The organism is Ideonella sp., from assembly GCF_041914305.1.
Classification (GTDB): domain Bacteria; phylum Pseudomonadota; class Gammaproteobacteria; order Burkholderiales; family Burkholderiaceae_C; genus Ideonella.
The window spans coordinates 1-14,080 of record NZ_JAYSDQ010000001.1; the positions used below are offsets into that span (position 1 = coordinate 1).

Genomic DNA, 14,080 nt, shown 5'->3' on the forward strand with positions numbered 1-14,080 from the left:
TGCGCGGCTGGCCCAGCGCGTTCATGTTGGTGCGGCGGAAGAAGTAGGTCTGCACATCCATCTGCTGGATGTTGAACTCGCCCGCCGTGATCTTGTGGTGCACGAACTGGTGGCTGGGGTTGAAGCGGCGGGTGTGGCCGCACATCGCCACCAGCCCGGTCTCGCGCTGCACCTGCGCCACCTCTTCGCCATCGCGCAGCACGTCGCACAACGGGATCTCGACCTGCACATGCTTGCCGGCCTTCAGGCAGGCGATGCTTTGCGCGGCGTGCATCTGCGTCGGCGTGCACAGGATGACCGCGTCGACCTCGGGCAACGCCAGGCTGTCGGCCAGCTCGGTGCTGACGTGGGCGATGCCGTACTTGGCGGCGACTTCCTTGGTCTTGTCCAGCTCGCGGCTGACGAGCGAGACGACCTCGACGCCTGCGATATTGCGGATGCCGTCCAGGTGCTTGATGCCGAAGGCGCCGGCGCCGGCCAGCGCGACCTTGATCGTCTTGTCGGTCATGGATGGTTCTCCAGGATCAGGTGGCCCACCGCCGTGTTCGAGGCGGGTACGTGATAGAAGCGGTGCTTGACGGTGGGCTTTGCACCGCCAGCGATGTCGGCCATCGCGCCGCGGGCGATCAGCCACATCACCAGCTCGATGCCCTCGGAGCCGGCCTCTCGCACATAGTCAATGTGCGGCATTCGGGACAAGCCTTCGGGGTCGTCGATCAGCCGGTCGAGAAAGGCGTTGTCCCACGCGCGGTTGATCAGGCCGGCGCGCGCGCCTTGCAGCTGGTGACTCATGCCGCCGGTGCCCCAGATCTGCACTTTCAGATCGGTGTCGAACGATTCGACCGCGCGGCGGATCGCCTGGCCCAGCATGAAGCAGCGCCGCCCCGACGGCACCGGGTACTGCACCACGTTGACCGCGAACGGGATCACCGGGCAGGGCCAGGCGTCAGGCTGGCCGCACATCAGGCTCAGTGGCACCGTCAGGCCGTGGTCGACGGGCATCTTGTTGACGATGGTCAGGTCGAAGTCGTCTTGGATCACGCTTTGCGCGATGTGCGCGGCCAGCTCCGGGTGGCCGATCACGGTGGGCACCGGCCGCGGCCCCCAGCCCTCGTCGGCCGGCGGAAACTCGGCCGCGCAGCCGATCGCAAAGGTCGGGATCAGCTCGAGGCTGAAGGCGGTCGCGTGGTCGTTGTAGACGAGGAAGATGACGTCGGGCTTCTCGTCCTTCAGCCATTGCTTCGAAACCTCGTAGCCCTTGAACACCGGCTGCCAGTACGGGTCGGCCGTCTTGCCAAGGTCGAGCGCGGCGCCGATGGCCGGCACGTGCGAGGTGTAGACGCTGGCGGTGATCTTGGCGGTCATGTGAGCCCCTTGTCCGATGAGTACATCGGCCGATCCCCCGCGGGAATGCGGGCCGGCTTGGGAGCGGCCCGGCGCTTGGCCCGCTTCACTTCTTCTCCCCGATGAAACGGTTGCCCTCGGGCGATCGGCCGCCGGCCAGCATCATCGCGGCGTACTCTTCCTGCGTCATGCCGGTCATGCTGGCGGCCATGTACTGGAAGCTCTTGCCATCGGTCGCGCCGATCTTGGCGAGGAAGTAGATGTTGCCGCCGGCAGCGATGCAGCGGTTCAGGTCACGCGCGAGCACGGCCTGTTTCTGCTCCTCGGTCATCGCCCACTCGTCGAGGTAGGCGCGCTCGTCGGCCTTGAAGCGGGCGCGGTTCTCGGGCTTCATCAACGACATGCAGAACTGGTTCAGCCAATAACCCTTGCGCGACTGCTCGGCGTCGAAGATGGTCGTGCCGGGCACGTCCTGGTAGGGCTTGTTCAATGCCATGGGGGCTCTCCTGAATGGCGCGGGGCTTGCCGTCGAAGCGGGTGTGACACCGCGCCAACCGAACCAAGGGATTTGCGCGGATCCGGCTTAGCCGGTCCGCTGCAAAAGCCCCCTCGGGGGGCAGCGACCGGAAGGGAGCGTGGGGGCTTCATTCTTCAGGCCAATACAGGCGCATCGGGTTGTCGACCAGCAGTTTGCGCTGCAGCTCGGCGGTGGGCGCGATGTGGGGAATGAAGTCGACCAGCAGCCCGTCGTCGGGCATGTGGTCTTTCAGGTTCGGGTGCGGCCAGTCGGTGCCCCAGAGCACCCGGTCGGGAAAGGTCTCGACGATGCGGCGGGCGAAGGGCACGACATCGCGGTACGCGGCCTGCTCGCCATTCAGCGCCTTCGGGCCGGTGATCGACAGGCGCTCGGGGCAGCTGACCTTGCTCCAGACATTGGGGTGCTCGCGCATGAACCTGACGAAGCCTTCGAACTCGGGCCCGTCGACCGGCTGGCTCACATCGGGCCGGCCCATGTGGTCGACGACGAGGGTGGTGGGCAGTGCCGTGAAGAAGCCCCACAGCTCGGGCAGGTCGGCCGCCTCGAAGTAGACGACCACGTGCCAGCCCAGCTGGGCGATGCGGCCGGCGATCTCCAGCAGCTCGTCCTTGGGCGTGAAGTCGACCAGGCGCTTGACGAAGTTGAAGCGCACGCCGCGCACGCCGGCGGCGTGCAGCTGCTGCAGCTCAGCCTCGCTGATGCTGCGGCGCACGGTGGCCACGCCGCGGGCCCGGCCGTTCGAGGCCAGGCAGGCATCGGTCATCGCGCGGTTGTCGGCACCGTGGCAGGTGGCCTGCACGATCACGTTGCGGGCAAAGCCGAGGTGATCGCGCAGCGCGAAGAGCTGCTGCTTGCCCGCATCGCACGGCGTGTACTTGCGCTCGGGGGCGAAGGGAAACTCGTCACCCGGGCCGAACACATGGCAGTGCGCGTCGACGCTGCCGGGCGGCAACTGAAAGCGCGGCTTGGCGGGGCCGGCGTACCAGTCCAGCCAGCCTGGAGTCTTGTCGAACGGCATCTCAGTCCTTCTTCTTCAGTGTGCCGAGGATGCGATCGGCTTCGGTGCGCCAGTCGGGGCTGCGGGCAAAGCCCGGCATGTCCCGTGGGCCGAAGACACCCGCGTCGGCCAGGTCGGCGACCCAGGCCTGCCGCTCGGCGGTGCCGGCGGCGCTCCAGGGCTCGAGCCCCGCTTCGCGCACCGTCTGCGCAACCTCGCGCACCTCCTCGCTGCGGCGCCGCCCGTGCTCGATCACGCGCTGGAAGAAGTAGGCGGCCTGCTTCTCCCAGTCGATGCCGGGAAAGGTCTCGCGCAGCGAGGCGATCACCGCGTCTTCGACACCGTAGTGGCGCGCGGCGGTGAAGCTCTCGATGACCATCGCCTCGAGGCCCTTGATCATCACGCTGCGGCACATCTTGGTGGCCGACGCAACGCCGATCTGCGCGCTCGCCACCTGGGCCGCAAAGCCGAGCGCGTCGAGCGTGGGCGCCAGCGCGGCCGCATCCGGCCCGCCCAGCAGCAGCGGCACCTTGATGCGGTACGGCGGCACGCTGGTCATCACCGCGCCTTCGACATACCGCCCACCGGCCGCCTGGACGAGCTGGGCCGCGCGCTGCTTCGCGCCCGGCGAGGCCGAGTTGAGGTCGAGAAAGAAGGCGCCGGGCCGCAGCGCCGCGGCGCAAGCCTGCGCCACCGGCACCGCCTGGCTGGCGGTGACTGCGCTGATGATCAAGTCGCTGCCGGCCGCCAGCTCGGTGTGCGACGCGGTCAGCCGCACACCATGCCGGGCCGCATGCCCCATCAGCGGCCCGGCACTCTCGGCATGGCCCAGCTTCAGGTCGCAGGCGCTGACCGCCGCCCCCTGCTTGCGCAGGTCTTCCGCCAGGATGCGGCCCACCTCGCCGTAGCCGACGAGCCCGATCTGCCAGTGTTTAGGGTTCATCATGATGCCTCGCATTCCATGGTGGCGCTGCGCAGCGGCCGCCGCCCTCCAAGTGGCGTGCGCGGATCCGGCTTTGCCGGTCCGCTGCGCGAGCCCCCTCGGGGGGCAGCCCCGGAGGGGCGTGGGGGCTAGTCCAAGGCGACCTTGGCCCGCTTGATCACGTCGGCGTATTTGGTGGACTCCGCGCCGATGAAGGCATGGAACTGGTCGCGGGTGACCGGGAAGGTCTCGTAGCCGAAGGTGGCGTAGCGGTCCTTGATGTCCGGTTCGGCCAGCGCGGCTTCGATGTCTTTCTGGATCTTGTCGGCCACCGCTTTCGGCAGGCCCTTGGGCGCGGCGATCGTTGTCCAGCCGGTCACCTCGTAGCCCGCGGGGCCGCCGGATTCGGCGACCGTCGGCACGTCGGGGAAAGCCGGGTGGCGCTTGGGCGCGGTGACGGCGATGAACTTGAGCTTGCCCGAGCGTTGCAATGGGCCGGCGGTGGCCAGCGAGCCGAGCGCGAAGTTCAGCTCACCGTTGGCCACGCCGGTGTACAGCATCGAGGTCTCTTTGTAGATCACATGCTGCATCTCGGTGTTGGTCATCGACTCGAGCAACGCCGAGCCCAGGTGCACCGGGTTGCCGACCGACCACGAGCCGTAGTTCAGCGTGCCCGGGTGGGCCTTGGCGTCGGCCACGATGTCACCCACGTTCTTGTATTGGCTGGTGCTGCCCACGCCGACGAAGAAGTAGGTGCGAAACAGCGGCGTCACCGGCTCGAAGTCTTTCACCGGGTCGTACGGCAGCTTCTTGAACAGGTGCGGGTAGGCCACCAGGTGCACGTTGTCGAGCTGGATCAGGTCGGTGCCATCGGTCGCGCCGCGCTTGAACGCGTCGATGGCGATGAAGCCGTTGGCGCCGGGCTTGTTCTCCACCACCACCGGCTGGCCCCATTTCTTCTGCAGCTTCTCGGCCAGCACGCGCAGCACCGCCTCGGGCCCCGCGCCGGCCGGGAACGGGGTGAGGATGCGCACCGGCTTGGTCGGCCACTCCTGCGCCTGGGCAGGCCAGGTGGCTGCCCAGGCCGCGGCGGCGCACAGTGCCGCGGCGGCGCGGCGGTTCATGGTTGTCATCGTCTTGGTTCCCATCCACAACAGGTCAGTTGTTCAATCGACGTAGCGCAGCCCGGCTTTCTCGAGCGGCTCGCGCATTTGGTACATGTCCAGGCCGAGCACGCCGCTGGCCAGCTTGGCGCGCTTCTCGCCCTCGAAGCGCTCGCGCTTCTCGGCCGCATCGGCCACCTGGCCGGCGATCGCGGCGGGCACCACGACCACGCCGTCGACATCGGCGATCACCACGTCGCCGGGGTTCACCACCGCGCCGGCGCAGACGATGGGCACGTTGACCGAGCCCAGCGTCGCCTTGATCGTGCCCTTGGCGTGGATGGCTTTGCTGAAGACCGGGAAGCCCATCTTCTCGAGCTCGGCCACGTCGCGAACCCCGCCGTCGATCACCAGGCCCTTGGCGCCGCGCGCCTGGAACGAGGTGGCCAGCAGATCGCCGAAGAAGCCGTCTTCGTTGTCGGTGGTGCAGGCGGCCACCGCCACATCGCCGGGCTGCAACTGCTCGGCGGCCACGTGCATCATCCAGTTGTCGCCCGGCTGCAGCAGGATCGTGACTGCCGTGCCGCAGAGCCTGGCGCCGGCGTAGACCGGGCGCATGTAGGGCTTCATCAGCCCGACCCGGCCCATCGCCTCGTGGATGGTCGCGACGCCGAACTGCGAGAGCTTGTCGACTGCGGCCTTGTCGGCGCGCTCGATGCGGCGCTTGACGACGCCGAGCTGGTTCATCGGTAGGTTGCTCATGCTCACTGCCCTCTCTTCTTCAACGCCGCATCCAGCCGCGTGAAGACGCGCCGCGCGTTGCCTTCGTAGACCTGGTGCTTTTGCTCGGGCGTCAGGATCGTCGAGGCCTCGATGTAGCGCTTGGTGTCGTCGTAGTTGAAGCCGGTCTCGGGGTCGACGCCGCGCACCGCGCCGATCATTTCGCTGGCGAACAGGATGTTGTCGACCGGGATCACGGTGGTCAGCAAATCGATGCCCGGCTGGTGGTACACGCAGGTGTCGAAGAAGATGTTCTTCAGCAGGTGCTCTTGCAGCAGCGGCTTCTTCAGCTCTTGCGCCAGGCCGCGAAAACGGCCCCAGTGGTAGGGCACCGCGCCACCGCCGTGCGGGATCAGGAACTTCAGCGTCGGGAAGTCCTTGAACAGGTCCGACGTGAGGCACTGCATGAAGGCGGTCGTGTCCGCGTTCAGGTAGTGCGCGCCGGTGGTGTGGAAGCACGCGTTGCAACTGGTGCTCACGTGGATCATCGCGGGGATGTCGTACTCGACCATCTTTTCGTAGATCGGGTACCAGTGCCGGTCGCTCAGCGGCGGCGAGGTCCAGTGGCCGCCGGACGGGTCGGGGTTCAGGTTGATGCCGACATTGCCGTACTGCTCCACGCACTTCACGAGTTCGGGGATGCAGGTCTTCGGGTCCACCCCTGGCGACTGCGGCAGCATCGCGGCGGGGATGAAGTGGTCCGGGAACAGCTGGCTGACGCGAAAGCAGAGCTCGTTGCAGATCGCGGCCCAGGCCGACGAGGTCTCGAAGTCGCCGATGTGGTGGGCCATGAAGCTGGCGCGCGGCGAGAAGATCGTCAGGTCCGAGCCGCGCTGCTTCATCAGCTTGAGCTGGTTCGATTCGATCGTCTCGCGGATGTCGTCGTCGCTGATCTTCAGGTCGGCGGCGCGAAGCGCTTTGGACGGGTCTTTCAACCCCGCGATCTGCAGGTCGCGCCAGGCGCCCAGCGCGGCCGGCGCGGTGGTGTAGTGGCCATGGACGTCGATGACGAGGCTCATGCTGGATGTCCTTTCCAGACCGATGCGGGCACCATCACTTCGCCGCGCATCAGCAAGCGCGCGGTGCGCAGCAGCGCCGCCTGGGTCACGCTTTGCGGGTTGGCGGGGTCGGTGGCCAATGAGACGCTGAATTCGCCGGTCGGGTGCTCGACCGAGACCTTCTTGGTGGCCCCCTTGGGCATCACCGCCACGCCGTCGCAGACCGAGCCCTCGAGCACGCAGGCGGTGCCCACGGTGACCGCGGCGAGCACGCCGATCGCGTCATGGCACACATGGGGGATGAAGCTGCGTGTCGTCAGCGAACCGCCGGCGCGCGGCGGCGCGATCAAGGTCATCTTGGGGTAGTTCTTGCTGCTCACATCGCCCAGGCCCATGCGGCGCGCCACGGTCAGGCGCAGCGCCTCGATCTTCATCTTCAGGTCGGCGTCGGCGTTCAGCTCGGCCACGCTCTCGTAGCCACTGCGGCCCAGGTCCGCGGCCTTGAAGATCACCAGCGGCATGCCGTTGTCGATGCAGGTCACGTCGAGCGTGAAGCTGGCGAAGCCGGCGCCTTCGACGGTGATGGTGTCGCGCACGCGGCCGGTGGGCAGCAGGCCCGCGCAGACCGAGCCGGCGGTGTCGAGAAAGTTGATCGTGATCGGCGCCGAGGTGCTGGGTGCGCCGTCGATGCGCGCGTCGCCTTCGTACTCGACCTGGCCACCGGGCGTCTGCACGGTGATGTCGCAGGCCATGTCGGTGTTCAGCGTCAGCACGCGAAAGGTGCTGGTCTCGCCCTGCGCCGGCACCATGCCGGTTTCGAGCGCAAACGGCACGACGGCGGCGAGCATGTTGCCGCAGTTGGGCGTGGTGTCGACGGTGCTCTTGTCGGGCTGCAGCTGTGCGAACAGGAATTCGAGGTCGATGCCGGGGCGCGTGCTCGTCGAGACGATGCCGACCTTGCTGGTCAGCGGGTGCGCGCCGCCCAGGCCATCGATCTGGCGCTTGTCGGGCGAGCCCATCGCGGCCAGCAGCACCTGGTCGCGGGTGGGCGTGTCGGCCGGCAGGTCGGCGGCCCTGAAGAACGGCCCCTTCGAGGTGCCGCCCCGCATCAGCAGGCAGGGAATGGCGGTTTGAGGCATGGGCGCTGTGTCCGAGGCAGTGGCTTGCATTCTCGGAACCGGTCGCCATGCCGGCTAGGTTGGGTGGGGACTAGCAGCTATCTTCGTTTGGCATGGCATGGCATGGCATGGCATGGCATGGCATGGCATGGCATGGCATGGCATGGTGCGGTTGGCCCAGGCGAACGGCACCGCGCCTCACGCCGTCAGCAAGCCCTTGCGCTCGATGAACGCCACCACCTCGGCCAGCCCGGCCCGGGTCTTCAGGTTCGTCATCACGAACGGCTTCGCGCCCCGCATGCGCCGGGTGTCGGCTTCCATCACCGACAGGTCGGCCCCCACGTAGGGCGCCAGGTCGGTCTTGTTGATGACGAACAGGTCGCTCTTGGTGATGCCGGGGCCGCCTTTGCGCGGGATCTTCTCGCCCGCCGCCACGTCGATCACGTAGATCGTCAGGTCGCTCAGCTCGGGGCTGAAGGTGGCGGCGAGGTTGTCGCCGCCGGATTCGATGAAGACGATGTCGGCATCGGGGAAGCGGTCGAGCATGCGGTCGACCGCTTCGAGGTTGATCGAGGCGTCTTCGCGGATCGCCGTGTGCGGGCAGCCGCCGGTCTCGACACCCATGATGCGCTCGGGCTCCAGCGCGCCGGCCACGGTGAGCAGGCGCTGGTCTTCCTTGGTGTAGATGTCGTTGGTGACGACCACCAGGTCCCAGCGCTCGCGCATGGTCTTGCACAGCATCTCGACCAGGGTGGTCTTGCCCGAGCCGACCGGCCCGCCGACGCCCACGCGCAACGGGGGCAGGGGCTTGGTGCGGCGGGGCGGGGCAGTGGTCATGGCGGCAGGGCGAAGGGCGGCGGATTGTCGCGCCATCATGGCATGCACGTCGCGTGCCTGAACACCCGGGCCGGGGTGTGCGGCGGCCGGGCCGCCCCCGGGTGAGGGAGGGGGCACCGGAGGCCGCCCGGCCGTCCGCACCCGGCGCATCTTGCGGTGCCGGTGTTTCGCCCTTGTTGCTGCCGCGTGCCCCTGTCTTGCTGTGGGCCACCAGCCCGGCGACACTCACGCCATGCTTGATCAGAGCGCGCCAACGGCCACCGGGGCGGCGCCGGCCAAGCCTGCCGGGCCCACCGTGCAGCATCTGCGGCAGGTGCTGCTGTGGCCGCTGCGCCTGATGCCCGACCGTGACGATGGCGACGAGCGCGCCCCATGGCACCGCCTGCGCGATCTGGGCGCCGCATCGCCGTGGCAAGAGCAGGTCGACGAATACACCGGCGACCCCGCGCAGTTCCACGAGCGCCACTACAGCGAGTTCGTCACCTTCCTGCCTTACGTCCAGCGCTTCTTGTATGGCGAAGGCCGGGCCGCGCGCACCCAGGCCGATGGCGACGACCAGGGCGCGCCGATGCGCGTGTTCCGCCGCCGCGACGTGGCGCGTGCCCGCGTCTGGCCGCACGCCGGCGCCGAGCCGACCGAGCTGCGGGTCGTGCACGTGGACCTGTACTTCTTCTTCGATGTGGACGTGGTGGTGCTGAACGTCGAGTTCGCGGCCGAGCAGTTGCCGTTGCGGCTGGCGCAAGAGCTGCTCTATCGCACCGGCCGGGCCTACCCGCCGGGCTGGGACGAAGCCGGCCGGCCGCAGCATTGCCACTACGCGGTCGAGTGGTTGACGGCCGACGGGCGCGTGCTGGCCCGGTCCGATGCCAGCGCGCGCGAGGTCTTCCTGGCCCAGGTGGCCGAGCACCGCTCGCCGCGCATCTCGTCGCACTGGGCCTGGCTGCTCGAACCGCTGGTGCCCGACCATTCCGGCGCGGCCGGCCAGCTGCGTTACCGCCAGATCGAGTACTACCGCATGCCGACGATGGCCTACCTGGCGCTCGACGACCCGCGCGCGCTGTCACGGTCCGATTTCGTGCGGCTGGGCCTGGTGACCGGTGCCGGCGGCGAGGGTGAGTTGCCGTACGCCGAATGCCACCTGGCCGACTTCGAGGCGCGCCATTGCTATGACCGCTTCTGGTCGCCGCAGGGCGCGGCGCCGGACACGCGCTACCTGTGCAGCGGCCGCTCGCTGGTGGTGGTGGGGCGGGCCGATGCGCACTTCTTTCGCTGTGGCGACCGGGGCGTGCTGGCGCAGTTTCGCCACCCGCATTTCATGATCTTCCTGATCGCGCATTTCCAGAAGGCCTCGCTGCTGATGTTCAGCGACCGGCTGGCCCAGGCGCTGCGGCGGTTGAACGTGCGCGATGCGCACAGCGTCAAGCGCTTCAAGCGCGAGATCCGCAGCTGTTTCGAGAGCTTCCTGCGCTTCACGCACCGCTACTGGTTCCACGAGGTCGCCGAGCAGGCGCAGGCGCGGGCGCTGTTCCAGATGACCGCCGGCCACCTGGGGCTGGACGCGCTGTACGCCGACGTGAAAGAGCGCGTGGCGGACATGAACGCGTACCTCGATGCCGACAGCCTGCGCCGCCAGGCCAACACGGTGGTGCGGCTGACGGTGGTGACGATGTTCGGCCTGATCGGCACGGTGACCACCGGCTTTCTCGGCATGAACCTGCTGGCCGAGGCCGATGCGCCGATGCCCCGGCGCATCGTGTTGTTCGCCGTGGTGTTTGTGTTGACCACGCTGCTGACCTTCTACACGATCGGCAAGTCCAAGCGCCTGTCGGACTTTCTCGACGTGCTGTCCGACGAGCGCCTGTCGGCCTGGCAGAAGGCCAAGGTGTTGTTCGCCGTCTGGCAGCGCGAAACACCCTGATTGCGCCAGGACAAGCCACCGGGCCCGCGGTTTGCCTATATTGGCGACCATGGGAGAGTCGACATCGCAGTTCGTGTCGCCGCAGCAGCTGCGCATCGGGCTGCATGTGCACCTCGATCTGCCGTGGACGGAGCACCCCTTCACCTTTTCCAGCTTCAAGATCCGCAGCCTCGACCAGATCGAGACCCTGCAATCGCTGGGGCTCACGCGCATCCGCTACTCCCCCGCCAGGAGCGACGTCGAGCCGCTGGCCGAACCGCTGGTCGATGCGCCGCCGCCGCCCACCGCCCCGCGCGACGGACCGGTCTACCAGGCCAAGCGTGAGCGCATCGAGCGCCTGTCGGCCCAGCGCCGGCGCGCCGCCGCCTGCGAGCGCGAGTTCCTGTCGTCGGCGCGGGCGATGAGGTCGATCAGCCAGAACCTGTTCGCGCAGCCGAGCGTGGCGCGCGAAGAGGCGACCCACCTGGTCCAGACGATGGCCGATTCGCTGCTGGTTGAGGCCGACATCGCGATCCAGCTGATGAAGGACAAGATCGGCGGCGACGATGTCTACTTCCACTCGCTCAACGTCGCGTTGCTGGCGATGACCCTGGCCAAGGAGTTGAAGGCACCGCCCGAGGCGATCCGCGCGCTCGGCATGGGGGCGGTGTTCCACGACGTGGGCAAGCTCAACCTGCCCGACCGCATCACGCGCAAGCTCGAGCCGTTGACGCGGCAGGAGACGGTGGCGCTGCAGCAGCACTGCGCGTTCGGGCTGGAGATCGGGAACAAGCTGTACCTGCCGGCCGAGGCGATGAGCGTGATCGCCCAGCACCACGAGCGGGTCGACGGCAGCGGCTACCCGAAGGGGCTGAAGGGGCCGCAGATCTCGCTGCTGGCGAAGATCGTGGCGATCGCCAACACCTTCGACAACCTGTGCAACCCGAACAACCCGGCGCGTGCGCTGACGCCGCACGAGGCCTTGTCGGTGATGTGGGCGCAGCAGCGGGCGCACTTCGAGGCGACGCCGCTGTCGACCTTCGTGCGCTGCATGGGCATCTACCCGCCCGGCACGATCGTCGTGCTGTCGAACGGGGTGATGGGCCTGGTGGTGGCGGTCAACAGCACGCGGCCACTGAAGCCGACGGTGCTGCTCTACGACGCCGACGTGCCGCGCGACGAGGCGGTGCTGGTCGAGCTCGAGCAAGAGCCCGAGGTGACGATCGCGCGCACGCTCAAGCCGCAAGAGCTGCCCCCGGCGGCGTACGAATACCTCAGCCCGCGCAAGCGCACCACCTACTACTTCGACGCCAGCAGCAGCGCGCCGGCGCGTTGACGCCGCCTGCCATCAGGAGCGGAACAGCCGCGAATACTGCGCCTCGTGCTGGGCCGACAGGATCGCCAGCATCGGCGTGAAAGCCTGGCGCGCATCGTCGGGCGTGGCGAGCGCGGCGTCGACCACCGGGCCGATCGCCTCGACGGCCTGGCCCAGCATGCGCTGGCCCGCGCTCTGGCCCAGGGGCACGGCCTTCAAGGCCGCCTGCACCATGTTCTCGGCCCAGCCGAAGGCACAGGCGATCAGCGCCTCGCGCGCGGCGGCGCCGGCATGCAGCGCGGCGAGCGCAAACGCCACCGGCCAGGTCGGGGCGGGCGCGAGCTGGCCGAGAAAGGCCACGCGCTCGTCGCCCGGGGTGCGCTGGCGCAGCCAGTCGTGCAGCGAGCGGCCCATCTGTTCGGTCTGCTGGCGAAACTCGCTGCTCTCGCGGGTGCAGCGCACCCAGTCGTTCAGCGCGGCCACGCGGGGCAGGTCATGGGCTTGCCAGGCGCCGAAAGCCTGCGCCACCAGCGGCAGGTCGGCGCGGCCCAGGCCGAGCCTGAGCTGGTCGTGCACCCAGCGGGCCGCGCTCGCCTCGTCGTGCACCTGGCCGGCCTCGACCGCCGCCTCCAGGCCTTCGGAATAGCTGAAACCGCCGACCGGCAGGGCCGGCGAGGCCAGCCACATCAGCCGCATCAGCGTCGAGGCGGCCGGCGGGCTGGATGGGGCCGGCTCAGTGCCGGTGACCGCCATGCCCGTGACCGTGGTCGTGGCTGTGGTCATGGCCGCAGCCGGGGCCGTGCTCGTGCTGGTGCTCGTGCTTGTGCTCGTGCCCCTGGTCGTGGCTGTGATCGTCGGCCTTGGCGTGGCCGTGGTCATGGGCGTGGTCGTGCCCGTGTGCATGGTCATGGGCGTGCCCATGGTCATGCGAGTGCCCGTGGGCGCCGGTGGCTGCGTAGGCGCCGCCCTCGGGCTCGAAGGCGCCTTGGGCCTCGGTCACGATCAGGTGGCGCTGGCGCAGCATGTCGGCCAGCACATGGTCGGGTTCGAGCTTCAGGTGGTCGGGCTGCACTTCCAGCGTCACGTGGCGGTTGCCCAGGTGGTAGGCGGCGCGCAGCAGGTCCAGCGGGGTGCCGTGCTCGGCGCAGGCGCGCACCTCGAGCACCGGCTGCGGCGCGGCCTTGACGACGATCAGGCTGCCGTCTTCGGCCACCAGCACATCACCGCCGCGCACCACCTGGCCGCGGGGCAGGAACACGCCGAGCGCGCGGCCCTGGCTGTCGGTGGCATCGAAGCGGCTTTTCTGCCGCACGTCCCAGTCGAGCTCGACACTGGCGGCGCGCTTGAGCAGCGCCGCGGCCAGGCCGCGACCCTGCGGCATCAGTTTGGTGACATTCAACATGCGGCTGTCTCGGGGATTCTGGGATGCCCCGATGGTAGCCGTGGCGGCTGGTGTTCTGTCCCGCAGAGAACTGCCATTGAGATTCGACCAGATGGCGATGATCGCGCGGCCGGGCGGCTGGGCAGATACCCAGCGTATCTGCCCTGATGACCGGGCGCGCGAGGGCGCCATCTGGTCGAACCCTGCGGGCGGGGCGAAATGGGGCGCTCGCAGCGCCGCCAAGCCGGGCAGATACCAGGGTATCTGCCCGGCTCGTCGACTCGCGATCATCCCCATTGCGTCCCGTCGCAATGACAGTTCTCTGCGGGACAGGACACCCTAGCGGTAGACCAGCACCGGCCGCTTCGAATTCGCGAGCACGGCCTGCATCTGGCTGCGCTTCCACAGCGTCGACCAGATGCTCCGGGCGCGGGTGGCCATCACGATCAGGTCGCAGTCTTCTTCTTCGGCAGCTTCGACGATGCCTTCCCACGGCGTGTCGGTTTCCTTGGTCAGCACGTCGCACTCGATGTGGGCGTTCTCGGCCGCGGCGCGCAGGTCGTGCAGGCACTCTTCGGCCTGCACGCGCTGGCGGGCAAAGTGGCTGTCGCTGGCTTCGCTCTGGCGGCCGGCCATGCCGGCGTAGGGGTCGGGCTGGACCACGGTGACGGCGACCAGCTTGGCGCCGGATTCCTGCGCCAGCTCTATGGCCGCGTGGATGGCCTTGTTCGACAGTGCCGACCGGTCGGTCGTGACCAGGATCTTCTTGAACGACATCGCAGTCTCCTCGGGCGAACCACCGCGGTCCGTCTACGGCCTATCGACCCGCCTCCGGTCGGGTTGAGCGGCG

At 68.6% G+C, this 14,080-nt stretch carries 15 protein-coding genes; 2 read left to right on the forward strand and 13 right to left on the reverse strand.

Going from position 1 to position 14,080, the window contains the following annotated elements:
* The 10 genes from ACE3SG_RS00005 to ureG form a co-directional block, all read right to left on the reverse strand.
* Window positions 1–508, reverse strand: a 508-nt coding sequence (locus tag ACE3SG_RS00005; RefSeq protein ID WP_374561749.1) for a Gfo/Idh/MocA family oxidoreductase, incomplete at its 3' end; no start/stop codon positions are given.
* On the reverse strand, window positions 505–1,365 hold the full coding sequence (locus ACE3SG_RS00010; protein ID WP_374561750.1) for a class III extradiol dioxygenase subunit beta: 861 nt from the start codon (window positions 1,363–1,365) through the stop codon (window positions 505–507). The genes ACE3SG_RS00005 and ACE3SG_RS00010, both read right to left, overlap by 4 nt.
* An 85-nt stretch (window positions 1,366–1,450) precedes the next feature.
* A complete protein-coding gene (gene ligA / locus ACE3SG_RS00015) occupies window positions 1,451–1,840 on the reverse strand; it encodes a protocatechuate 4,5-dioxygenase subunit alpha (protein ID WP_374561752.1) in 390 nt (129 codons plus the stop codon).
* Between the two features lie 148 nt (window positions 1,841–1,988).
* On the reverse strand, window positions 1,989–2,900 hold the full coding sequence (locus ACE3SG_RS00020; protein WP_374561754.1) for an amidohydrolase family protein: 912 nt from the start codon (window positions 2,898–2,900) through the stop codon (window positions 1,989–1,991).
* Between the two features lies 1 nt (window position 2,901).
* Window positions 2,902–3,825, reverse strand: a complete 924-nt coding sequence (locus ACE3SG_RS00025; RefSeq protein WP_374561755.1) for a DUF1932 domain-containing protein — start codon at window positions 3,823–3,825, stop codon at window positions 2,902–2,904.
* 125 nt (window positions 3,826–3,950) lie between these two features.
* Window positions 3,951–4,925 carry a Bug family tripartite tricarboxylate transporter substrate binding protein gene (locus tag ACE3SG_RS00030; protein ID WP_374561757.1) on the reverse strand — a complete coding sequence of 325 codons (975 nt, stop codon included), beginning with the start codon at window positions 4,923–4,925 and terminating at the stop codon, window positions 3,951–3,953.
* A 42-nt stretch (window positions 4,926–4,967) separates the two neighbouring features.
* On the reverse strand, window positions 4,968–5,651 hold the full coding sequence (gene ligK, locus ACE3SG_RS00035; RefSeq protein ID WP_374562438.1) for a 4-carboxy-4-hydroxy-2-oxoadipate aldolase/oxaloacetate decarboxylase: 684 nt from the start codon (window positions 5,649–5,651) through the stop codon (window positions 4,968–4,970).
* A gap of 17 nt (window positions 5,652–5,668) precedes the next feature.
* On the reverse strand, window positions 5,669–6,703 hold the full coding sequence (locus ACE3SG_RS00040; protein ID WP_374561759.1) for an amidohydrolase family protein: 1,035 nt from the start codon (window positions 6,701–6,703) through the stop codon (window positions 5,669–5,671).
* Entirely contained in the window at window positions 6,700–7,821 is a 1,122-nt protein-coding gene (locus ACE3SG_RS00045) for a 4-oxalomesaconate tautomerase (RefSeq protein WP_374561761.1), read from the reverse strand. Before ACE3SG_RS00045 ends, ACE3SG_RS00040 begins: the two co-directional genes overlap by 4 nt.
* A 177-nt stretch (window positions 7,822–7,998) precedes the next feature.
* The gene (gene ureG / locus ACE3SG_RS00050; RefSeq protein WP_374561763.1) at window positions 7,999–8,637 is read right to left on the reverse strand and encodes an urease accessory protein UreG; all 639 of its coding nucleotides are present in this window, start codon (window positions 8,635–8,637) and stop codon (window positions 7,999–8,001) included.
* 232 nt (window positions 8,638–8,869) lie between these two features.
* Here ureG and ACE3SG_RS00055 point away from each other — a divergent pair, with 232 nt between their 5' ends.
* The gene (locus ACE3SG_RS00055; RefSeq protein WP_374561765.1) at window positions 8,870–10,555 is read left to right on the forward strand and encodes a hypothetical protein; all 1,686 of its coding nucleotides are present in this window, start codon (window positions 8,870–8,872) and stop codon (window positions 10,553–10,555) included.
* Between the two features lie 49 nt (window positions 10,556–10,604).
* A complete protein-coding gene (locus ACE3SG_RS00060; protein ID WP_374561767.1) occupies window positions 10,605–11,870 on the forward strand; it encodes an HD-GYP domain-containing protein in 1,266 nt (421 codons plus the stop codon).
* A gap of 12 nt (window positions 11,871–11,882) precedes the next feature.
* Here ACE3SG_RS00060 and ACE3SG_RS00065 read toward each other — a convergent pair whose 3' ends face one another.
* From ACE3SG_RS00065 to ACE3SG_RS00075, 3 genes are all read right to left on the reverse strand, one after another.
* Window positions 11,883–12,632 (reverse strand): urease accessory protein UreF, encoded by a 750-nt coding sequence (locus ACE3SG_RS00065; protein WP_374561769.1) that lies wholly within the window; start codon window positions 12,630–12,632, stop codon window positions 11,883–11,885.
* Window positions 12,583–13,251, reverse strand: coding sequence for an urease accessory protein UreE (ureE, locus tag ACE3SG_RS00070; RefSeq protein ID WP_374561770.1), 669 nt, complete (start codon window positions 13,249–13,251; stop codon window positions 12,583–12,585). The genes ACE3SG_RS00065 and ureE overlap by 50 nt, the downstream gene beginning before the upstream one ends.
* 318 nt (window positions 13,252–13,569) lie before the next feature.
* On the reverse strand, window positions 13,570–14,007 hold the full coding sequence (locus ACE3SG_RS00075; RefSeq protein WP_374561771.1) for a universal stress protein: 438 nt from the start codon (window positions 14,005–14,007) through the stop codon (window positions 13,570–13,572).
* Window positions 14,008–14,080: the final 73 nt, after the last annotated feature.